This is a genomic window from Chryseobacterium camelliae (assembly GCF_002770595.1).
In the GTDB taxonomy this organism is placed as follows: Bacteria; Bacteroidota; Bacteroidia; order Flavobacteriales; family Weeksellaceae; genus Chryseobacterium; species Chryseobacterium camelliae.
Window position 1 is genome coordinate 59,911 of record NZ_CP022986.1, and the last position, 22,971, is coordinate 82,881.

The window sequence follows — 22,971 nt, forward strand, 5'->3', positions numbered from 1 at the left end:
ATCTGACATCTATTATCTATTCGTCTATTATCTAACATCTAAAATCTCGGCTCTTGATTCTTGGTTCTTGATTCTACCAAAAAATCACTTCAGCTCCTGTAACGGTAGGGTAAACCAGAACTCACTTCCCTTGCCGATTTCGCTTTCCACGCCAATGCGGCCGCCATGGTGTTTGATGATCTGTGCACTGATATAGAGCCCTAATCCGAGGCCGGTAAATTTCTGGCCTTTGTATTCGGTACGGTAATAACGTTCAAAAAGATGGGTGAGCTTTTCCTCAGGAATGCCTGGGCCCTGATCTTTGACGCATATTTTAATCTCATGATTATCCAGCCTTTCTGCGCGGATGAGGATCCGGTCGGATTCCGGGGCGTATTTAAGGGCATTGGTAATAAAGTTCACCATAACCTGTCCGATCTGCTGATGGTCTGCTTCTACGATCAGGTGCGTATCACCTTCAAATAGGATTTCCTGTTCGGCGTTTTGAGCGAGTGTTTTGCAACAGTCATCGAAAAGTTCGGCCAGGGAAAATGGCTGGCGGTTGAGTTTCATGTGCCCCTGTTCAATTCTGCTGGTGTCCAGAAGGTCGGTGATTAGGTGCGACAGCTTATCCAGGCTGCGGATCGATTGTTCTACAAGCTTTGTCCTGGATTCTTCCGGAAGCTTGTGATGGGAACGCTGAAGCAGCTGCAGGGAAGCTTTCAAGGAGGTTACCGGCGTCTTCAGCTCGTGGCTGGCAATGCTGATAAAGTCATCTTTACCCTGGGTAATCAATCGCCTGGTGGTAACATCCATAAAGGTCCCTATGCCGCCGGTAAGGTTGCCTTCGGCATCAAATATAGGTGCGGCATTAATTGAAATATAAATACGGTCGCTGCCGGGAGGCTGTACGGCAATTTCATGGTCGTAAATAGGACGTTGCGTGCGCATCATGATGGACATTGGGTGTTCCTCAGAAGGAAGCGGGGAACCGTCCAGCCTCAGGTTCTGCCATTGGGGATCATCATAGGTACGTTCTTTGATGCTGCTTTCCGAAAGCCCGAGGATATGCTGCGCCATTGGGTTGGCATAGACCATGCGGCCTTTTGCATCGATAACGCCTACCCCTTCGGCCATCGTTTCCAGAATGCCTTCAAGGCGCTGCTGGCTTTTGCGCAGTGTTTCTTCAAGCTCGCTTTTTTCGGCAATAATCTTGTCACGTTCCTGGATGGCAAGCACCTGAGGCGTGACTTCCACCGCCATATCGATAACACCGGTCACTTTTCCGTTTTCTATATACGGGGTATAGGTGAAATTGAAAAATCCCGTTTCCAGGGTTCCGTTCCGATTGATTTTAATCGGATTGACAAGATCGGAATGTGGAATGCCTGAAGTCAAGGTGTCCATCAGCATGTCTGCTGCCTTTTGCCCTCTGAGCTCAGGCAACTCTCCAAAAAAAGGCTTTCCGATCAGGTCTTCATCTTTGCCGATCAGGTCCAGCATGGATTTATTGATCATGGCCACGATAAAACGTTCCCCTTTCAGCAGCATGGTTGCCACCGGAGCCTGTGCGATCAGATTTTTAAAGCTGGTTTCACTATCTGTAAGTTTCCTGTTGAGATAGGTAATGGTATCATTGGAAGCTTTCAGCTCTGTATTCCTTACATTCAGCTTTTGATTGGATGTCGTAAGCTGCAAGTTGATTTCCTTGAATCCCCTGTTGGAAAAACGGAGGTCTATATTTTTCTGTTCCAGCGCTTCATTAAGCTGGATGCTGTTTTCATTGGCCTGTTCCAGTTGTCGGTTTACTTCAGAGTACTGATCATTCAGGACGCCCAGTTCTTCGTTGGCTGTTTTCAGTTCTTCATTAAGTGTACCGAGTTCTTCATTGGATTCCTGCAATCTCATTTCACTTTCCTGCAGAATCTTTTTGGCAATTACCTTTTCAGTAACATCCTGTACGGTAGCCATTACCGCATCTACTGAGCCGTCGGGTTTCAGCAGGGGATGGAAATTGATGTTGAGGTATTTTTTATCCTTAAACCCATAAGCCAGTTCTTCCAGCGAAACAATTTGACCGGATGAATAGACCAGGCTCAGCTGATCGAAAAATACCTGCCCTTTCAGAAGCGGAAATACGTCCAGCAGGGGTTTGCCGATAACCATCTCTTCCCGGTAACCCCAGATATCCAGCATCTCTGCATTGGCTGATTCGATGATCATATCCTGTCCCTGTAGCAGGGCCAGTCCGATAGGAGAGGTGTTGATCAGCTGCATCATCCTGTGTTCAGCAGAAACAAGCTGCTGGTGGACGGTATTTAACTGGGTATGGGCATCATTCAGTTCTTCGTTGGCTGCCCTGTATTCTTCATTGGCAGATTTAAGGTCTTCATTCAGCTTCTGTTTGCGTACTTCCTTTTCACGGATCAGTTTCCAGGCATTGACCCGTTCAGTAACGTCTGAAGCGGTATGGAGGATGGCATATACATTACCCTGCTGATCTTTAATAGGTTTAAAAGTGAAGTCAAAATAGGAGGTTATTAATATCCCATTGATTTCCAGGTCAGCGGGAGTGTCACGTGCCTGATAGGTTTCGCCTGTATTCCACACCTGCTGAAGAATAGGGATAAATGGCTGGTCCTGTATTTCGGGTAGTGCATCACCGAGTTTCTTCCCATGGATGGACGGATCTTTACCCCAGATCCTGATCATCGCTTCATTGGCGAACTGTATGATCAGGTCCTGACCCGTGTAAATGGCCGTGGCATCATCAGACTGTTTAAGGATCTCTAACAGGATATCATGATCCGGAGATGAAGAAAATTTTACCATCAATTAAAAAGAAATTAGTTTTTTGCCAGTAACCGATAAACAACAATTTTCAGATCTGCAAATATGCAATACACAGACTGCTGCAATATTGACACCCATAACGGAAATCTCAATGAAGAAGCGATACCATTAAACCGTTCGATAATGATGCGGTAAGTACCGCAATTTTTAAATACTGAAAAATAACCGTTGTTTTGTAAGGGAATACCGCTACAGCACAAATTTAAACAATTAGAAGGAATAAAAACCCATCGCGATCATAAATTTAATATTCAATGCCTTAAATACATTGGCGAAACAGAGCTGTTACAATATATTTTCCAGGAATACAATAGGTTTCAGCCGGTATGTATAAAACCGGCATGCATCTTTTATTCAGTATTTTAAGTGAACAAACCTTTTAATTGCCAAATATAAAAAGTGGCTGCTATGATATAAACAGGGTTATAATTCTTGTGTTTTGAGGAATAAATTAAAATATATGTCTTATTTTTGCGCCTCAGGATATGCATCAGTCTTTTAAATACTTTTTTATGGTTACCCTTTTGCTGACGTTTTTATATAACGCCAGCGGGATCGGTGTATGCATAGACCATGCTGCCCATAAAATTGAGCAGGCCAAAGGCTCCAAAAGCCAAAAGACTGAAAAGGGGTTTGTCTTTTCTCAGGATGATGACTGCCAGTGTGCCCTCCATATGAGCATGAACCATATGCTTCTTCCGGAGCCTGTAACGGTAGAAATGCCCGAAGACCTTAACTCTGTTGCGGAGATCCCTCATTCCAAAGCCATTACTTACCGCTGCCTGCTGGACTATTTCAGTTCCCGGGCACCGCCGGCCGGTGACTATTCTGTTGCCTAATACTTCATTAAGCATTTTACAACCTTCATCATAAGAGGCACGGTTTAGTGGCTCTTCATACCAACTTCTTTTAACGGACGGCATTGCTGTATCGGCTCTGTCATTATTGATTCAATGAAAAATATTCATCATCCGGGAATAGCATGGACTGTTTCCGGCCCAACTTTAAAGCCCTGCTTTTTAAGCCTTTTGCTGCTTTCTGCTGCCTGCAATGCCCAGAGAGCGGATACAGATTCCTCTTCTGTAGCCATACAGACGGTCGAGATCACCGGACGGAAATCTAAAAGCTATATTTCAGAGTACTCTTTCGCTGCTACCAAAACGGCAATGAAAAACATAGACCTTCCTTTAACCCTGAATACCGTGACCAAAGAGCTGATGCGGGACCGGCAAGCTTTCCAGCTCGGGGATGTCATGAAGAATGTGAGCGGCGTCTTACCATCAAGTTATTACAACCAGTACAGCATCCGGGGAATCAGCCAGAATGAAGAAGGCCAGATCATCAACGGAATGCGGACCCGCCAGAACTATTTTCTGCAGCCTATGACGGCCAATATCGAAAGAGTGGAGGTTTTTAAAGGGCCCGCGAGCATTACCATGTCCAGTGTGGATCCGGGCGGAACCATCAATATGGTTACCAAGAAACCACTGGCGCGTCCCCAGTACGAGATTGACCTCTCCGCCGGAAGCTTTAAAACGTACCGGGTAACCACAGACCTCACCGGGCCCCTCAACAGAAGCAAAACTTTATTGTACCGCTTCAATGGTGCCTATCAGGATGCCAGATCGTTCAGGGACCACGTCAATAACAACGGAATGATGATTTCGCCATCCATCAGTTTCATTCCCAACGAAAAAACTTCGGTAAATGTAGAGCTGATTTATAATGATCTTCATGGAAATCTGGACCGCGGGCAACCCATTTTCGGAGCAGTTGCCGGCAAGACCGATCTCAACAGTACCCCCAAAAGCCTGAACCTGGCAGCACCGGGTGACTTTTTTAAAACGAGGGAACTGATCATTATGGGGAGCCTGGCGCATCATTTTAATCGGCATATCAGTTTCAACGCCTCTTACATGAAGCAGTTCTGGAAGGAAAACCTGCAGGAACACCGCACGACCAATTCATTTGTACCGGACATCAATAACAACCCTGTTCCTTCATTAGCAATGATGCAGTTCATCCGGAGAAGGCAGAACTGGATGGTAGACAATATCAATGCCTATTTCAGCTTTAATTTTAGCACAGGAAAAGCGATGCATCAGATTCTGGCAGGGTACGACAGCCATATGTGGGAAAAGCGGAGCGGCGGGCAGCAGGATGCTGCACGCGGGTTTATGCTGAAAAACGGAGGAGTGGCCTCTGCGTATAATCCGGTGAAAGCCTCGGACTATGAAACGGTCAGCTACCATGGTGCATTGATCCCGAAAACCAATGTTGCTCCCTTTGACCTGAGTCCGGGAGCACAAAACCATCAGGGAAACGATTCCTATATCTTCAACGTTATGACCAGCCTGCCCACAGCGCTTACGACAACACAGGCCGCCTATGTGCAGCATCTGGTCAGCTGGGGGAAATTCAAGATGCTGTCCGGGCTGCGCCAGGAATGGTTCCGGGATATTACAAATTATAAAAATCCGGAAGAGACATCTTTCCGCAATTCGAAGCTTCTGTATAGGGTAGGTGTCACCTACAGCCTTACAAAAGACATCAACATTTACGGGACTTACCTTACGGGATATCAGCCTCAATCCAATACTGTGAGCTTAATGCCTAATACGGCCGGCTTTACAGGAAGTATTTCTGCTGCCAGGTTTAAGCCTTTAACATCTGATCTTAAAGAGGTTGGGGTAAAGGGGCGCCTGTTCGGGAAGATGCTGTTGAGCATGGCAATGTATGAAATCAACCAGAGAAATATCCTGATCAACGCCAACAATCCGGCAGAACCGGATGAACTGATCCAGCGGGGAGCCGACCGAAGCCGAGGTTTTGAAGCCGAAATTACCGGTTATATCCTGCCTCAGTGGCACATCTACGCAGGCTACAGCTATATTGATGCTAAAATCCTGCAGGATGCAGACCCTGGACTGGTGGGAGCAAGAAAGGAAAATACGTCCAAAAATTCCGTCAATCTCTGGAGCCGGTATAACTTTTCCTCAGTTCCTTTCCTGAAAAACTTCGGGATAGGAGCGGGCTTCCTGTATCAGAGCCCTAAAATCCCATGGTTTACCAGGAGTTTTGAGTTGCCGCCTTATGCCACGCTGGATGCTGCGGTTTATTACGCTCCGGTACAGTCACCCGTTCAGGTGGCACTGAATATCAACAACCTGACGAATGCCACCTATTGGATAGGGGCCCAGAATTACCTCCGGCTGTTTCCCGGAGCCCCGAGAAATTATTTAATCACCGCCACCTATAAATTTTAAATCATGAACCGATCTATTGTAAGACTCATCATCAGGAAGACCCGGCATGACCTGCTTAAATCCCGGCAGAACCGTCTGATTACCGTTACGGTCCTCTTATGCTGTATGCTCAGCACCGGTTTGGGACTCATGCAGTACCGGGATACCGCCTCACAGATCAACGGGTACCGCAAGCAGGTCCGTGAGCAGTGGGAACACCGTCCTGCCAAACATCCGCACCGGATGGCCCACTACGGTTACCTCGTTTTCCGGGCTGCACATCCGCTCAGTATTTTCGACAACGGACTGGATGATTACCTGGGAAATGTTATTTTCCTGGAAGCCCATAAGCAGAATACAGCCAATCTTTCGGAGGCCGGAAGTTCGGGGACGCTGGTTCGCTTCGGGACATTCAGCAGCGCTTTTATCCTCCAGTGCATCGTGCCGCTCATTATTGTTTTTCTCGGTTTCGGCCTTATTGCCAAAGAACGTGAAGATGCCACACTTAAGATCCTGAATGTGCAGGGTGCTACGGGAAGGCAGATCATTTGGGGCAAAACCATAGGGTTGTGGCAGTTTTCACTGTTTTTCCTGCTACCTGTTTTCCCGGCTGTATTCTTTGCAGCCGTCATTTCCGGCGCTGCCGAATGGACGGATATTGCCGGACGTTTGCTGGTTATCATCCCTGCGTATATGATCTATTACTTTTTCATCAGCACCCTGACCGTGCTTGTTTCTGCGTTCAGTAAAAGTTCATCATCGGCATTGGTTAGCCTGATCGGCTGCTGGCTGATCCTGGTGGTATTTCTTCCAAAGGGAATCCAGTTTGCGGCGCAGAATATATATCCTGCTCCGTCCCGGATTGCCTTTGAAACTAATCTTGAACAGGATATCCTGAAAGCAGGGGACAGCCATAACCCGGATGACCCGCATTTCAAAAAACTGAAAGATTCGCTTCTGCAATATTACCATGTGAAAAAGACCGAAGAGCTCCCGTTCAATTACAGCGGATTCGTCATGAAAGAGGGGGAGAAAATCAGTTCAGGAATTTACATCAGGCACCAGAACGAACTTCAGGAGATCTATAATCGCCAGCAACGTTTTTCAGACGCAAGTGCGCTGATCGATCCGCTGATGGCCATCAGGAATTTTTCGATGACGGCTGCAGGAACGGATTTCTTTTCCTATACCCGGTTCCAGCGGCAGGCAGAAGAATACCGGTACCAGATGGCGCAGGAGCTTAATGACCTCCAGATAGAGCACATCAGCAATATCAAACCCGAGAAAGGAGGTCCGCCGGCGATTGTGGGCGCTGACAGCTGGAAGAAATTTCCCGACTTCACCTATCGGTTTACTGCTTTAGGATTAAGCATCCGTGAACAGTGGCTTCCTCTCGCTGCTTTACTGTTCTGGTTAGCAGTAGGGATCTTAGCAATCGAATGGTCTGGACGTAACTTAAAATTGATCTAATGAATACTTATTTATACAAACAGTTTTACCGGAACAGAGCGTACATTACCGCATTGGTATTCCTTTGGCTGGCAGGAATAATGGCCATATATACCGGTAAAAAATTCCTGGAACGGAATCATGATATTATTGCCAAAAGTGAGGCATTCCAGAAGGAAAGCATCAGGAGAAACGTACAATACCATAAAGATGACCTGGGGCTCATCCTGTACTACGTTAAATTGAACCTCGTCAATAAAACTCCGCAACTGGCAGCACTGAATATCGGGATGCGGGATCTGAACCCATCCATCCAGGGCGTTACGATCAGGAATCTTGAAGAACAGCGGTATAATGCCGACTTCTATAATCCCTCCAATGCTGCAGCGGGTAACTTCGATTTCAGTTTTGTACTCGTTTTCCTTTTTCCGCTGATCATTGTTGCCTTTTGCTACAACCTGATCTCCGAGGAAGAGGAGAAAGGCACCTGGAAACTCCTGCATGTCCAGAGCAGCCGTCCGGGAAGGCTGATTGATGCTAAAATGCGGGTTCGTTTTATGGCAGTGACTGCCGTATATGTTGTCCTGCTTGTAATTGCAAAAACCTGGATCGGTATTCCGGCGGATCTTCCGTTTGCGGTATTCATGATATCCGGCTGGCTGTACATCATATTCTGGTTTATGCTGTGCCGCTGGATCATTGCATTCAGGAAATCTTCTGCACAGAATGCCCTGATCCTCCTTATCCTCTGGGTAACGATGAATTTCATTGTGCCTATGGCCGGAAATATGGTCATCCAGAAGATGTATCCTGTCCGGGAATCGCTTAAGGCCGTCATGCAGCAAAGGGAAGGTTACCACAATAAATGGGATGAGCCAAAACTGCCGACCATGAAGAAATTTTATCAAGCTTATCCTCAGTTCAGTAAGTTTACCGTTGAGGAAAACGATGCATTTACCTGGACCTGGTACTATGCCATGCAACATATGGGTGATATGGAAGCCTCATCATCCTCCCGTCAGTATGCCGAAAAGATGCAGAAACGGAACAATGCAGCTGTTTTTCTGGGCTATCTGTTCCCGAATATCCATACCCAGCTAACCGAAAGCCGCGTGGCAGGAACCGGCATGGATAATCACCTGGAATTTGCATCAGCCTTGAAAAAGTTCCATGAAAAAAAGAGGCTGTTCTTTTATCCGCTGATCTTTTCAGGCAAAAATGCAGAAGCTGTTAATTGGAACGACCAGGCGGTGGAATCTTTTGAGGATTTCCGCAACATCAGTCTGCTTCAGGTATTCCTGCCATATCTCGTCCTGATCATCTTATTATTCTCCCTTTCACAAATCAAATACAGAAAACTATGTTAAAGATTACCAACCTCCATAAGAAATACAATGATTTTACAGCGCTCCGGTCCCTGAACCTTGAAGTAGGGAAAGGAGAGATCTATGCGCTTCTGGGCCAGAACGGAGCGGGTAAAAGCACCACGATCAATATCCTGCTGGGCCTCTTAAAACCCACCTCAGGAGATGCATTTATCAATGGCGTTTCCGTTACAGGGTATCCTGACAGAGTTAAAAAGGACCTGGCCTATATTCCTGAGACCGTGCTTTTATATCCGAACCTCACAGGCCTGGAAAACCTGGATTTCTTTTCCCGGATTGCCGGCTTTGAATATTCACGGGAACAGCTTTCCGGTTTCCTGAACAGGACCGGGCTGCAGGAAACAGCCCATCATAAAATGCTGGGAGGGTATTCCAAAGGGATGCGCCAGAAGGTAGGTATTGCCATTGCGCTTGCCAAAGATGCTAAAGTACTGTTACTGGACGAGCCGACCAGCGGCCTGGATCCGATAGCGACAGCCGAATTCACTGAAATTGTCCGACAGCTCGGGCAACAGGGGAAAACGGTGCTGATGGCTACTCATGATATCTTTAATGCAGTAAGTGTTGCTTCAGCCATCGGCATCATGAAACAGGGTGTGCTGGTGCAGAATCTACCCTCGAAAGCCTTCACGGCTGAAGAGCTTCAGGAACTCTATCTTAAAACCATTTAAATTGTATCCTTTTTGATGCTGGCCTGCGGTTGTTTTACCGCAGGTTTTTTTTGGTCTGATCAGGCGTGAGCAGTTACATGAGAACTAAATGCGTTTAATAAAATGGTGCAAATAGAAGGGTTGCGGCAGGTAATTTGCTATTAAAAATGAAAATTATTCATCAAATCACCAAAATATTATCGTATGAATGCAAAAGTTTATCATTTGCTGATCGCTTCAGCAGTATTATTCACCGGTTGTTCAGACACCATGGAAGGCGGCGAGGACGGACCTGTACTTCCGCCGGTGGAAAACAATGCCGCCAATACCAATTACCAGCCTGCATTTCCGGGACAGACCCGTGCTAATGGCGTAAGGACATCTACGCCTTTTGTGAGTGAGGTGCTGACTTCATCTCTGTCTTCTCCCTGGGGAATCACCGCTTTGCCGGACGGCAGGCTCCTGATCACTGAGAAAGCAGGAACCATGCGCATCATGAGCACAACCGGAACCCTGAGCAATGCCATTACCGGCATCCCTGCCGTTAATTCAGGGGGGCAAGGCGGATTATTAGGCCTGTGCGTCGACCCTCAGTTTGCTTCCAACCGTATGGTGTACTGGGTATTCTCTGAAAATGTAAACGGAGGAAACCTGACTTCAGTAGCGAAAGGAAGGCTTTCCGATTCTGAGACCATGATTGAAAACCCTGTGGTTATTTACCGGGCAACGCCTTCCGCTAATGTGGGCAATCTGCACTATGGAGGAAGGATCCTGTTTGACAGCACCGGAAACCTTTTTGTAAGCACCGGGGAACGTTCAGATCTTTCCACCCGTCCTCTGGCTCAGTCGGTAACAGCCGCGGTAGGAAAAATCCTGCGCATTACCACTACCGGACAGCCGGCTCCAGGGAACCCTACATTTACCCAGTCGGGAGCATTGCCCGTGTTATACAGCATCGGTCACCGGAACCCACAGGGAATGGCTATTCATCCGCAGACCGGGGAATTGTGGCAGAGTGAGCACGGACCGAGAGGCGGAGATGAAATCAACCGTGTACAGGGAGGAGCCAATTACGGCTGGCCAACCATTACGTATGGCATAGAATACAGCGGTGCGGTAATCGGCGATGGGATCCAGCAGAAGCAGGGCATGGAGCAGCCGGTCTATTACTGGGACCCTGTGATTTCACCGAGCGGTATGACGTTCTACAGAGGAAATGCGATGCCGGAATGGCAGAATAACCTTTTTATAGCATCGTTAAGCGGAATGCACATTGCGAGGCTGGTCATAGAAAACAACAGGGTAGTAGGAGAGGAACGCCTTCTGGCAGGAGAGAACCAGCGGTTCAGGGATATTACCCAGGGAAAGGATAATGCATTGTATGCGGTAACGGATGGCGGAAAGCTGTACAGGATCCGTAAACAGTAGAATATTTGATATGTACATAAAAAATACCTGGTTTCTTCCAGGTATTTTTTTGATATTAATTGAATTTGAATTTCGCCCTGAATTCCAGCGGTGCCAGCTGGGTTTTCTTTTTGAAAAGAGTACTGAAAGACTGGGCATGCTCAAATCCCAGCAGATAAGCGATTTCACTTACTGACAGAGCAGTGGTGCACAGCTTTTCTTTGGCTTTGCTGATCAGCTTTTCATGGATATGCTGTTGCGTGTTCTGTCCGGTATGGATCCGCAACAGATCACTCAGGTAATTTGGCGAAAGCCCTATGGATTCTGCAACGTGCTGAACGGTTAGCAGTCCGGCATCCCTGTTCTTTTCCTGATCAAAATAATCATTCAGGAAGTGCTCAAATTTTACCAGAAGCTGGTGATTATGGTTTTTGCGGGTAATGAACTGACGCTCATAAAACCGTTTGGAATAATTGAGCAGCAATTCTATCTGTGAAACAATGATTTCCTGGGTATGCCGGTCGATATGCCCGCATTCCTTATCTATTTTATGCAGGATACCGATCAGGTCATTCTCTTCATCTTCAGACAAGTGGAGGGCTTCATTCACGGCATAGGAGAAAAACCCGTATCCGGATATGGTTTTGGCCAGAGGATGTGTCAGTAAAAAATCTTCATGAATGACCAGAAGGTAGCCTCTTCCGCAATCCATATGCTGCACATCCAAATACTGCACCTGATTGGGAGCGGTAAAACTCAAGACCCCTTTGTCATAATCATAATGCTGCTGCCCGTATTTGATTTTTCCGGTAGCTTCCCGTTTCAGCGCAATGCAGTAAAACCTGTTCACGAAACCTTTCCAGACGTCATCATCCAGGAAGATGCTCTCAGACAGGTCGATAACGCTCACCAGCGGATGTTTGGGTTCCGGTAAGGACAACAGGCGGTGGAAAGCGGAAAGGGAATGGATGGTATTCATAATAATTGTATGGTTAATAATCCAGCAGGCCCATACTGAACTCATCATACGGGGCACCGGTATCTGTTCCTAAAGGTACGATACTTTCCAGTTTCTGCATATCATTTTCGCTCATCTGAATAGAACAGGCTGCAATATTCTGCTCCAGGTATGTCCTGCGTTTCGTTCCTGGGATCGGGACAATGCCCTTATTCATGATCCAGGCTAAAGCCAGCTGGGAAGAGGTAACCTGTTTGTCTTTTGCCATGGCCTCAATGGCTTCCAGCAATTCTATGTTTTTATGGAAATGCTCTTCCTGAAAGCGGGGGATCCCTCTGCGGAAATCATTTTCCGGAAGATCATCAACAGAACGGATCTGCCCGGACAGAAATCCCCTCCCGAGAGGTGAATATGCCACAAAGCCGATTCCCAGCTCCTGAAGCGTAGTCAGGACACCTTTTTCTTCCACAGTCCTTTCAAACAGGGAATATTCACTCTGTACTGCTGTAACCGGATGTACGGTGTGGGCTCGCATGACGGTTTCAGACGATACTTCCGACAGCCCGATGTACTTTACCTTTCCTTCTTTCACCAGGTCGCTCATCGCTCCCACAGTTTCTTCAACCGGGATATTTTTATCCAGCCGGTGCATGTAATACAGGTCGATATAATCGGTTTTTAGGTTTTTAAGGGATCTTTCAACGGCCTTCTTTACATAAGCGCTGCTCCCATTGATCTTCCAGGTGATTTTGTCCTGGTCATCAATTTCCCAGCCGAACTTGGTGGCAATGATGTAGCGGTTACGGTTATTTCCAACTGCTTTGGCAATCAGCTGTTCATTTTTCAACGGTCCGTAAAGATCTGCGGTATCCAGAAAATTTCCTCCCAGTTCGAACGAGCGGTGGATGGTGGCAATGGCTTCATTTTCATCGGTTTTACCATAGGTGTCAGCTTCTTCAAAGCCGGTCATTCCCATGCAGCCTAAACCGATCTGCGGTATGTTAAGTCCCTGGCTGCCTAATTGAATTGGTTTCAGATTCATACTGTCATTTTTTATTGGTGTAAAATTCCGCAGAAATAGGGTAATTGCTGTATGCAAAACCAACAGGATTGAATGTAAATCCCTGATTTTTTTTAACAGCAGTTTTTTTTGAAAAACTTAGGGTTAATATTGATAACCTATTAGGGTGTTGGGGTTTAAAATCACAGGTCTTGAATGATGGGGCAATAATTACTGGAAGCCGGAATGCCCTTTTATTGAAAATCTATAATTATCTTAACCGATTCGGAAAGCTAGCATTATTTTTGATCCATATTCAAACCTTAAAGTGCGGCAGTTTTCTGTTTCTTATGGATAGAGACTACAGACGTACACGCGGAGATATATTCCTACATGAAAGAAATCAACAACATTCTTGAGGCTTATTCCAGAGCGGAATCGGCAGGTAAAAAATCAGCTTTGGCCACTGTGGTAAAAGTGGAAGGCTCATCGTACCGACAGCCCGGAGCCCGGATGCTGGTAACGGAAGACGGAGAACTTACGGGAGCCATCAGCGGAGGGTGCCTGGAAGGCGATGCGCTTAAAAAAGCTTTGCTGGCCATCAGTCAGCGGCAGAATAAGCTGGTAACCTATGATACGACTAATGAAGATGATGCCGAATTCGGCATACAGCTGGGCTGTAACGGAATTGTTCATATTCTGTTTGAATATATTGAGCCCTCAGAAGAAAATAATCCCGTCTATTTCCTGAAAAAGCTTCAGGAAAAACGCCAGGAAGCCATTCTCATCAACCTGTTTTCCATGAAAAGAGGAAATCCTCAGCCTGGAACCGTAGCATTTTCAAGAGAAAATGAGTTCACACTGAAAAGCCCTGGGTTTACAGTTCTTTCTCCTTACATTGAAGAAGCTTTTGATACAAAGGAATCTTCAGTAAGGACCGTAACTGTTAATGGTATTTCCTATGAAGCCCTGATCGAATATATAGCACCCAATATATCCCTGGTCATAGCCGGTGCCGGCAACGATGTTATTCCGCTGGTGGAAATGGCATCTATCCTGGGCTGGGAAGTGCATATCGGTGACGGAAGGACCACCCATGCCGTACAGCGCAGGTTTCCCGCAGCAAAGCAGGTAAGGACCGTTAAAGCTTCAGATTTCCTGGAAGGCATCGTTATTGATGACCTGACATTTTTTGTATTGATGACCCATAATTACCAGTATGACCTGACCCTTCTGGCAGCACTCCTTGAACAGGGATGCCGGTATATCGGTGTGCTGGGACCTAAAACAAAACTTGAACGAATGATTAAGGATATTGAAAATGAACATCTTACCCTTCAGGAGGAACAGCTGGACAGTATCTATGGTCCTGTAGGGCTGGATACCGGTGCTGAAACAGCAGAGGAAATAGCTGTTTCGGTCGTTTCCGAGATCATGGCCGTGCTTAACGGCAGGAAAGGGACCTCACTGAAGTACAGGGCCGGTAAAATCCATACCGGGATTAATCAAACTTTAAATACCGAAGTATGATACAGGATCGCTTTGGACGCATACATGACTACCTCAGGATCTCACTGACCGATCATTGTAACCTCCGGTGCTTTTACTGCATGCCGGAAGAGAAATATGCTTTTGCACCGGCTTCCCGGCTGATGCAGGCAGAAGAAATCAATACCTTGGCAAAGGTATTTGTATCACAGGGCGTTAAAAAGATTCGGTTGACCGGTGGCGAGCCGCTGGTTCGTAAAGATGCTCCTGAAATCATAGAATCCCTGGGTAAACTTGGTATCAAGCTTGCCATTACCACCAATGGGATACGGATCGATGAAATGATGGATGAATTGATTCAGGCCAATGTAACAGCAATGAACATCAGCCTGGATACCCTGGAGCGGGAAAAGTTCCTGAAAATAACCAGAAGGGACCTTTTTGACCGTGTTAAACGGAATATAGATCTTGCGTTGCAGCATCACGTAAAGCTTAAAATCAATGTGGTTGTTATGAAAGGGCTCAACGATAATGAGATTCTTGATTTCATTGAACTGACCCGGGATAACCGCCTTGAGGTCAGGTTCATTGAGTTTATGCCTTTCAGTGGAAACCGTTGGACGAGCAATCAGGTGGTTACCTTGCAGGAGATTCTTCTCAAAGCCGCCGGGCAGTATGAGATCATCCCTTTGCCACAGGAGCTCAATGATACTTCCAAAAAGTACAAAGTTCCGGGATATACCGGATCTTTTGCCGTGATCAGTACCATGAGTGAACCTTTCTGCGGAACCTGCAACCGTATGCGCCTCACTGCGGACGGCAAGCTTAAAAACTGCCTCTTCTCCAAAAATGAAACAGATTTGTTGACGGCATTACGCAGAGGAGAAGAAATACTTCCCCTGATCCGGCAGAATATCAATGAAAAAGCTAAAGCCCTGGGAGGACAGTTCAGCGGTGTCTTTGAAAATATAGACACGGCTGCCCTTGAGAACCGGAGCATGATAACCATAGGAGGATGAAACAGAAAACAACAGGCATCATAATCCTGGCCGCAGGAAGTTCTTCGCGGCTGGGCCAACCGAAACAGTTCCTGCAATTCAACGGGAAAACACTGCTCTTCCATACCGCGGAGCAGGCACTTAAAATAACCGATCACGTGATCGTAGTATCCGGCGCGGAGCCTATAGGCATTGAAAAACAACTGAATTCAGTGGTCAATATCAACAATGAAAACTGGGAAAAGGGCATGGGATCTTCACTCCGAAAAGGCCTGAAAGAAATGCTCCTGCTGCATCCCGGGCTCGACAATTGTATCGTTACCGTCTGTGATCAGCCGTTCATCGATTCATCTGTTTTCCAAAGCCTGATTGACCAACAGGAAGCATCAGGAAAAGGAATCGTAGCTTCTGCTTATGCAGCAATTTCCGGTGTACCGGTACTGTTTACATCCGGATATTTCGGTGATCTGCTGAGCTTACCGGATACCGGAGGAGCCAAAATGCTGATCAGCACCTATCAGCATGACGCAGCTGAGATTCCATTCGAAAAAGGAGCGATTGATATCGATACGATGGAAGATTACCAAAAACTAACCGAAGGCCTATGATTTCAGTACAAGAAGCAAAGGATATTATTTCAGCGTCTGTTCCGATGCCGAAGACAAAGATGCTTAACCTCTATGAAGCTGCCGGAAAAGTGGTTTCAAAAGCTGTAACAGCCACCACAAATATCCCGAACTTCAGCCAGTCTTCCATGGATGGCTACGCCATTCGGTATGAAGATAAAGATCTTATTTTATCTGTTGTCGGCGAAATGGCTGCCGGAACTTCCCGTCAGCTCGTTATTAAGCCGGGGCATGCTACCCGTGTATTTACCGGGGCACCATTGCCCGACGGAGCGGATACCGTGGTCATGCAGGAAAAAGTTCAGCGTTCAGGGAATACTTTATCTGTTCAGGATGAGCGTCTTACGGAGGGTTTGAATGTGCGTGCGAAAGGTTCAGAAATAAAGCAAGGTGAAACGGCAATGCTGCCGGGTACCTTGCTTACCCCTGCGGCTATCGGTTTCCTGGCAGGGATAGGCTGTAGTGAAGTAGAAGTCTACAGCCCGCCTGATGTTACGATAATCCTGACCGGAAATGAATTGCAGCAGCCCGGAAACCCGCTGCGCTTCGGACAGGTATATGAGGCGAATTCCTTCCAGCTCAAAGCAGCCCTTTATCAGGCCGGGATTGTCAATATACAGGTGAGGACCGCCGAAGATGATCCGAAAAAGTTACAGGAAGTTTTATCTGCTGCTTTAGCAGAAAGTGACCTGGTGCTGCTGAACGGCGGCGTTAGTGTCGGGGATTATGATTTCGTGGTTCAGGCTGCGGAAGCCTGCGGGGTTACAAAAAGAATCCATAAAATCAGGCAGAAACCTGGGAAACCGTTGTTTTTCGGTATTTCAGGAGAAAAACTGGTATTTGGGCTTCCGGGAAATCCTTCTTCATCACTTACGTGTTTTTATGAATATGTTCTGCCTGCACTGGAACAGTGGATGCATCAGGAACATCGCATCAGGAATACCAAGGCAACCATTACGCATGAGTATGCCAAACCAACAGGCCTTACTCATTTCTTAAAGGCATTTTATGAAAATGGAAGCGTAACTCCACTGCACGCTCAGGAGTCCTTCAGGCTGCATTCATTTGCAACGGCCAACTGTTTTATTGTTCTGCCTGAAGAATCGACAGGATGTCTGACAGATGATCTGGTAGAGGTTCATTTACTTCCTGTATAGCATGAAGTAATTTATAATAACTATTTATTATAAAATAATTTATAAAATTTATATAAAATTTAATTAAAGTATGCCGGTAGAATTATTTTATGGTATTTTATTTTTTGTCGCGTTCTTTTATGCTGCGGTAGGCCACGGTGGAGCGAGTGGTTATCTCGCATTAATGGCTTTGTACGGCGTAGCTCCGGAAGAGATGAAACCGACGGCGCTGATGCTTAACCTTTTCGTATCATTAACCTCTTTTATCCAGTACTACCGCGGAGGATACTTCCTTAAAAAACTTTTTATCCCCATTGCGGTGGCTTCGGTTCCTCTGGCATTTATCGGAGGGATGATTACGGTAGAAGAAAATATGTATAAAAGAATTTTGGGAATCCTGCTGCTTTTCCCGGTGTTCAGGTTCTTCTTTTTCCGGAATGTGGAAGACAGTGACCTTAAAGATCATAACCTTGTTATTGCAGTTATTACCGGAGGAATCATCGGTTTTTTGTCTGGCATGATCGGTATCGGAGGCGGTATCATCCTTTCTCCTGTATTGCTGCTGTTGCAGTGGACCAACCAGAAACAGACCGCGGCCATCAGTGCTGCATTTATATTCGTCAATTCACTGGCAGGACTGGGCGGGATGCTGACCCAGGGCATCAGCTTTACCGGCAATATGCTGATGTATATTGCGGTGGCCTTTACCGGCGGATTGCTCGGAGCATACTTTGGAGCTAAGCAATTCAATCAGAACGTATTGAAATACATTCTCGCTGTTGTGCTCCTGATGGCTTCTTATAAACTTTTATTTACCAAAGCTTAATGAAAACAATGAAAATTTTTACCGTGATCATGCTGTTGTTCGCCTCTTTGGCCAACGCGCAGCATACGGAAACTATACAGGTAACCGGAGCAATCAAAGAACCGTTTATCGTTACGGAGAAAAGCCTTTCAGAGCTTCCGGTACATTCGCAGGACAGTCTGGTGATCCTGAACCATGCTATGAAATATAAAAGCACGCTCAGGAAACTTAAGGGAGTGCTGTTGAAAGATATTCTGGCTAAAGCTCAGTTTAAAACTGCATCCCCGAAAGAACTGAGTACGTTTTATCTTATCTGTAAGGCAAAAGATGGCTATCAGGTTGTATATTCGTGGAATGAATTGTTTAACGGCGAAACAGGGGATAAGACCATGATCATCACACAGGCGGAAGGAAGTCCGAAGGAAGGCTTTGCGCTGGTAACTCCCACAGACCGGGCGACAGGCAGGAGGTATGTGAAAAATCTTTCGGAAATCATCATTCATCAAATACACTAATATGGAAATCAGGATTATTGCTTTTGGGCAGATTGCCGAGATCACAGGAACAGAAATCCTTACGGATGCCCCTGATATTTCAGCTTTGAGAAAGGAGCTGAAAGAACGCTTTCCGGAACTGGAACACAAGAAGTTTGCAGTAGCCGTCAATAAGAAAATTACAGAAGAAAACCTGGCATTGCAGGAAGGGGATACCGTTGCGCTGATGCCGCCCTATTCAGGAGGATAATATGACTACAGATAATGAACGATATGCATGCCACTATTCGCTCCGTGATTTTGGAGTGGAAGGCCAGCAAAAGCTTCTTGAAGCCAGGGTGCTTGTGATAGGAGCCGGAGGCCTTGGCTGTCCGGTGCTCCAGTACCTTGCTGCGGCCGGAACAGGAACTTTAGGCATTATTGACCACGATACCGTTTCGCTCAGTAATTTACAGCGACAGACCCTTTATACAACTGATGATATAGGGTTTTTAAAGGTAGAATGTGCCGCGGAACGCCTCAGAAAACTGAATCCTGAAATATCAATAATCACGTATCCTGTGGAACTCACGTCCGGAAATGCCTGGGAAATGATTGCAGGGTATGATATGGTTGTAGACTGTACGGATAATTTCTCTTCCAGGTACCTGATCAACGATGCCTGCGTCTTACTGGATAAGCCTTTGATTTTCGGGGCGGTATACCGGTATGAAGGTCAGGTAGCTGTTTTCAATGTAACAGGCGACAGCAGCAGCAAACTAAACTACCGCCACCTGTTTCCGGAGCCACCTGCACCTGATGAAATCCCGGACTGCAATGAAGCCGGCGTACTCGGGGTCCTGCCCGGAATGATCGGAATGATGCAGGCTACTGAAGTGATCAAGCTTATTACAGGAATCGGGAAAGTCCTGAGGGGTAAACTGATGACTTTCAGCATGCTTACCTATGATAGTTTCACTGTCGACATTACGGATGAGAAGCCGGTTTCCCATCTGATCCCGGAAGACAGGCAGGAACTCGAAAAAACGTATTACAGCCTGATTTGCAGCTTTTCAACCCACGGGATTGAAGAGCTGGATCCCGCAGAATTTTATAAAAGGATTTCAGAAGAAAAAAGCCTCATAATAGATGTCCGGGAAGAGGGAGAAAGTCCGGCAGCGGATTTCCCCCATCAATCAGTTCCCCTGTCGCGACTCACCGAAAGCCTTTCAAAATTCAATCAGGAAAACATCATCCTTTTCTGCCAGAGCGGAAAACGGAGCCTGAAAGCGGCCGGGATTTTGATGCATCATTTCGGAACTGAAAAAAAGATCAGCCACCTCAGAAACGGAATCAAGGCTTTACAGAATATCTCATTATGAAGAAAGAAATAACAAATATTTTTATCCAGGGTGCCATCAGCCCGCAATTGATCTCAGAAAGCATTGCCAAGCACTCGGTGAAAAAAAATATCGGTGCCCACAGCATTTTCCTGGGCCAGATCCGGGAGGATGTCATCGACAACAGGGTGGTAAAGGCTATTGAGTATACAGCCTATGAGGAAATGGCCCTGGAGAGGATGCGTGACATACGGGAAGATATCTTTTCCAGATACGAGCTGACCTGCATTCACGTCTACCACAGCCTCGGAACCATACATGCCGGTGAAATCTGCCTGTTTGTATTCACCTCTTCAAAACACAGGAAGATGGCGATGGATGCCTGTGATGAGCTCGTAGAACGCATCAAATCTGAACTCCAGGTCTGGGGAAAGGAAATTTTTAATGACGAAACCCATCAGTGGAAAGTAAATAATTGATATGGTTGATATTACACATAAAACATCTACACTTCGGAAAGCCATTGCAACAGCAACGGTAAAAACATCATCTGCTTCAACCATAGAAGCGATCGAACAGAGGAAAGTCCCGAAAGGAGACATCTTTGAATTTTCAAGGGCTGCCGCACTGTTTGCCGTGAAAAAAACCAGTGATGTCATCCCGGACTGCCATCCGCTGCCTGTTGAGTTCACAGCCATTACCTATGCCATAGAAAACCTGTCGGTCATCATTACCGTTGAAGTCAATACCATTTATAAGACCGGCGTAGAAGTGGAAGCGATGCATGGCGCATCTGTTGCCGCATTGGTGATGTATGATATGCTGAAGCCGATCGATAAAAAAGTGGAGATAGAGAACATAAGGCTGCAGGAGAAGCAGGGCGGAAAATCTTCAGACCCGAAAAACCTGGGTTCCGGACTGAAAGCAGCCGTCATTGTTTGTTCAGACAGTGTTTATCAGGGCAATAAAGAGGATACTTCAGGGAAAGCTATTCTTGCAGCTCTTGAAAAGCATGGCGTTACCCATGCTGATTACCAGGTAATTCCGGATGATCTTGAGACTATACAGTCTGTTGTGAGACAAAGTAAAGAAAACCACATCGATATGCTGATCTTTACCGGAGGAACGGGACTTTCCCCAAGAGACGTAACGCCGGAAGCAGTCGAGCCTTTCATCGACCGGGAAATCCCGGGTGTTATGGAAACTGCTAGGAACTATGGTCAGCAGCGCATTAAGACGGCTATGCTCTCCCGCGGTATAGCAGGCTTTTCCGAAAATACCCTGATCCTAACCCTTCCCGGATCGAGAAAAGCTGTAGAGGAGAATATGGAAGCACTATTCCCACAGATCCTTCATGTATTCGAGCTGAATGACCAGTATAAACATTAATCTGATTTTAATTTACATGGAATTAAGTATTATTTTTCTTTGTTCTAAATTAATATTTTGATTTTATGATGATATCTTTGGTTAATTTCATACTGAATTAATCTGATCTGCTTAACCGCTGTATAGTACTCATACTGTCTCTGAAGCATGATTAACGTGATATAGCCCCGGTAGACGGGGTGTTTTTTTGTTTAAGCCGTCCTTCTCAGTATTTTTTTTCCATCATAACGGTTCTTTTTTTGTATCGTAACAGGAACACCAAATAACAACGCTATGACCCATAACGAAAAACAATCTATTGTACTTAAGGTAAACGGACAGGATTACCGCCTTGAAGTTTTGCCCTGGGTATCGCTTCTTGATGCCCTCCGGGAAAGGATACACCTGACCGGAACGAAGAAAGGCTGTGATCATGGCCAGTGTGGGGCCTGCACGGTTCTGGTAGACGGAAAGCGCGTCCTGAGCTGCCTCAATCTCGCTGTTATGAGAGACGGCGCAGAAATCACAACCATAGAAGGTATTGCCGACGGAGATAATCTACATCCTGTACAGCAGGCATTTATAGACCATGATGCATTCCAGTGCGGATACTGCACGCCGGGACAGATTTGCAGCGCCGTAGGTATGCTGAACGAAGGCAGAGCCGAGACCAGGGAAGACGTTCAGGAACTGATGAGTGGAAATCTCTGCCGCTGCGGTGCCAGCAGGGGAATTATCAATGCAATTATGGACGTAAAACAGAACTACGCATGAACAATTTCTCATATACCAAAGCCGGTGACATCGGGCAGGCTGTTGACTTAACGAATAACAATGCCGGAAATAAAATCGTTGCGGGAGGAACCAATATTCTTGACCTCCTGAAATATTTTGTGACAGAGGCAGAGACTGTTGTAGATATCAACAGAATTGAAGGACTTAATGGTCTTACAGAACATCCTGAAGGCGGAGTGCGCCTGGGAGCATTGATGACCAATGCGGATACAGCTTATCATCCCGTTATAGAACAGAGATATCCGCTTTTATCCAAAGCCATCCTGGCTGGTGCTTCCGCACAGATCAGGAATATGGCTACCAACGGAGGGAACCTCCTGCAAAAAACCCGTTGTTACTATTTTTATGATCCTGTCACCCCATGCAATAAACGCGTGCCGGGTTCCGGATGTTCAGCCAAAGAAGGTTACAACCGGATCCATGCTGTTTTAGGACATAGTGAAAATTGTATCGCCGTTTTTCCGTCGGATATGTGTGTAGCACTGGCTGCACTGGACGCTATAGTACATATTTCCGGTCCGGAAGGAGACCGGGAAATCCAGTTTGCGGATTTCCACAGGTTGCCGGGAGATACACCCGAAATTGACAACAATCTGAAACAGGGAGAGATCATTACAGGAATTACGCTGCCTGCTGAAACTTTTTCAGAGCATTATTCTTACCTGAAACTAAGGGACAGGAGTTCATATTCTTTTGCTCTGGTTTCCGTCGCAACAGCATTTACCCTTGAAAATGATCTTATCAAAGAAGTTAGGATAGCCCTTGGAGGAGTATCGCATAAGCCATGGAGGGTGAAAGAGGCTGAACAGTTCCTGACAGGTAAAGCACCGTCAGAAGAAAACTTTGCACAGGCTGCTGATATTATTCTGCAGGGAGCGAGCGGGTTTAAACACAATGAATTCAAAATAGGTCTGGCTAAAAAGGCGATTATCCGTAATGCTGCAATGGCTTTACATCCGGAATCCCAGAGACCCGGTGCCAAACCATCTTTATAACTATTTAATCTAAATGACAAG

The 22,971-nt window shown here is 46.2% G+C and carries 21 protein-coding genes; 18 read left to right on the forward strand and 3 right to left on the reverse strand.

The window, feature by feature from the left end; all coding sequences use genetic code 11:
- Positions 1-84: 84 nt before the first annotated feature.
- Positions 85-2,811, reverse strand: a complete 2,727-nt coding sequence (locus CGB83_RS00265; RefSeq protein WP_100073961.1) for a PAS domain-containing protein — start codon at positions 2,809-2,811, stop codon at positions 85-87.
- 533 nt (positions 2,812-3,344) lie between these two features.
- Between CGB83_RS00265 and CGB83_RS00270 the strand changes: the two genes are divergently transcribed.
- From CGB83_RS00270 to CGB83_RS00295, 6 genes are all read left to right on the forward strand, one after another.
- On the forward strand, positions 3,345-3,671 hold the full coding sequence (locus CGB83_RS00270; protein WP_157761258.1) for a hypothetical protein: 327 nt from the start codon (positions 3,345-3,347) through the stop codon (positions 3,669-3,671).
- A gap of 114 nt (positions 3,672-3,785) precedes the next feature.
- Positions 3,786-6,098 carry a TonB-dependent siderophore receptor gene (locus CGB83_RS00275; RefSeq protein ID WP_100073963.1) on the forward strand — a complete coding sequence of 771 codons (2,313 nt, stop codon included), beginning with the start codon at positions 3,786-3,788 and terminating at the stop codon, positions 6,096-6,098.
- Between the two features lie 3 nt (positions 6,099-6,101).
- Positions 6,102-7,547 carry an ABC transporter permease gene (locus CGB83_RS00280; protein WP_100073964.1) on the forward strand — a complete coding sequence of 482 codons (1,446 nt, stop codon included), beginning with the start codon at positions 6,102-6,104 and terminating at the stop codon, positions 7,545-7,547.
- Positions 7,547-8,893: a DUF3526 domain-containing protein gene (locus CGB83_RS00285; RefSeq protein ID WP_100073965.1), complete on the forward strand. Its 1,347-nt coding sequence runs from the start codon at positions 7,547-7,549 to the stop codon at positions 8,891-8,893. Before CGB83_RS00280 ends, CGB83_RS00285 begins: the two co-directional genes overlap by 1 nt.
- Positions 8,887-9,582, forward strand: coding sequence for an ABC transporter ATP-binding protein (locus CGB83_RS00290; protein ID WP_100073966.1), 696 nt, complete (start codon positions 8,887-8,889; stop codon positions 9,580-9,582). The genes CGB83_RS00285 and CGB83_RS00290 overlap by 7 nt, the downstream gene beginning before the upstream one ends.
- A gap of 183 nt (positions 9,583-9,765) precedes the next feature.
- Positions 9,766-10,989: a PQQ-dependent sugar dehydrogenase gene (locus CGB83_RS00295; RefSeq protein ID WP_100073967.1), complete on the forward strand. Its 1,224-nt coding sequence runs from the start codon at positions 9,766-9,768 to the stop codon at positions 10,987-10,989.
- Positions 10,990-11,044: 55 nt separating this feature from the next.
- Here the strand turns inward: CGB83_RS00295 and CGB83_RS00300 are convergent, their stop codons facing one another.
- Positions 11,045-11,947: a helix-turn-helix domain-containing protein gene (locus tag CGB83_RS00300; protein ID WP_100077428.1), complete on the reverse strand. Its 903-nt coding sequence runs from the start codon at positions 11,945-11,947 to the stop codon at positions 11,045-11,047.
- 13 nt (positions 11,948-11,960) lie between these two features.
- On the reverse strand, positions 11,961-12,968 hold the full coding sequence (locus CGB83_RS00305) for an aldo/keto reductase (RefSeq protein WP_100073968.1): 1,008 nt from the start codon (positions 12,966-12,968) through the stop codon (positions 11,961-11,963).
- A gap of 351 nt (positions 12,969-13,319) precedes the next feature.
- Here CGB83_RS00305 and CGB83_RS00310 point away from each other — a divergent pair, with 351 nt between their 5' ends.
- From CGB83_RS00310 to CGB83_RS00365, 12 genes are all read left to right on the forward strand, one after another.
- Positions 13,320-14,456 (forward strand): XdhC family protein, encoded by a 1,137-nt coding sequence (locus CGB83_RS00310; protein ID WP_100073969.1) that lies wholly within the window; start codon positions 13,320-13,322, stop codon positions 14,454-14,456.
- Complete coding sequence (gene moaA / locus CGB83_RS00315; protein WP_100073970.1) at positions 14,453-15,433, forward strand: GTP 3',8-cyclase MoaA; 981 nt, start codon at positions 14,453-14,455, stop codon at positions 15,431-15,433. The genes CGB83_RS00310 and moaA overlap by 4 nt, the downstream gene beginning before the upstream one ends.
- Positions 15,430-16,020, forward strand: coding sequence for a nucleotidyltransferase family protein (locus CGB83_RS00320; protein ID WP_100073971.1), 591 nt, complete (start codon positions 15,430-15,432; stop codon positions 16,018-16,020). The genes moaA and CGB83_RS00320 overlap by 4 nt, the downstream gene beginning before the upstream one ends.
- The gene (locus CGB83_RS00325) at positions 16,017-17,195 is read left to right on the forward strand and encodes a molybdopterin molybdotransferase MoeA (RefSeq protein WP_100073972.1); all 1,179 of its coding nucleotides are present in this window, start codon (positions 16,017-16,019) and stop codon (positions 17,193-17,195) included. Before CGB83_RS00320 ends, CGB83_RS00325 begins: the two co-directional genes overlap by 4 nt.
- Before the next feature lie 70 nt (positions 17,196-17,265).
- Positions 17,266-18,000, forward strand: coding sequence for a sulfite exporter TauE/SafE family protein (locus CGB83_RS00330; RefSeq protein ID WP_100073973.1), 735 nt, complete (start codon positions 17,266-17,268; stop codon positions 17,998-18,000).
- Positions 18,001-18,008: 8 nt separating this feature from the next.
- Entirely contained in the window at positions 18,009-18,494 is a 486-nt protein-coding gene (locus CGB83_RS00335) for a molybdopterin-binding protein (RefSeq protein ID WP_228420029.1), read from the forward strand.
- Position 18,495: 1 nt separating this feature from the next.
- A complete protein-coding gene (locus CGB83_RS00340) occupies positions 18,496-18,723 on the forward strand; it encodes a MoaD/ThiS family protein (protein ID WP_100073974.1) in 228 nt (75 codons plus the stop codon).
- A 1-nt stretch (position 18,724) separates the two neighbouring features.
- A complete protein-coding gene (locus tag CGB83_RS00345; protein WP_100073975.1) occupies positions 18,725-19,834 on the forward strand; it encodes a HesA/MoeB/ThiF family protein in 1,110 nt (369 codons plus the stop codon).
- On the forward strand, positions 19,831-20,271 hold the full coding sequence (locus CGB83_RS00350; RefSeq protein WP_100073976.1) for a molybdenum cofactor biosynthesis protein MoaE: 441 nt from the start codon (positions 19,831-19,833) through the stop codon (positions 20,269-20,271). Before CGB83_RS00345 ends, CGB83_RS00350 begins: the two co-directional genes overlap by 4 nt.
- Before the next feature lies 1 nt (position 20,272).
- Positions 20,273-21,181 carry a bifunctional molybdenum cofactor biosynthesis protein MoaC/MoaB gene (moaCB, locus tag CGB83_RS00355; RefSeq protein ID WP_100073977.1) on the forward strand — a complete coding sequence of 303 codons (909 nt, stop codon included), beginning with the start codon at positions 20,273-20,275 and terminating at the stop codon, positions 21,179-21,181.
- Between the two features lie 273 nt (positions 21,182-21,454).
- Positions 21,455-21,934, forward strand: coding sequence for a (2Fe-2S)-binding protein (locus tag CGB83_RS00360; protein ID WP_100073978.1), 480 nt, complete (start codon positions 21,455-21,457; stop codon positions 21,932-21,934).
- Positions 21,931-22,950 carry an FAD binding domain-containing protein gene (locus CGB83_RS00365; RefSeq protein WP_100073979.1) on the forward strand — a complete coding sequence of 340 codons (1,020 nt, stop codon included), beginning with the start codon at positions 21,931-21,933 and terminating at the stop codon, positions 22,948-22,950. Before CGB83_RS00360 ends, CGB83_RS00365 begins: the two co-directional genes overlap by 4 nt.
- Positions 22,951-22,971 lie beyond the last annotated feature (21 nt).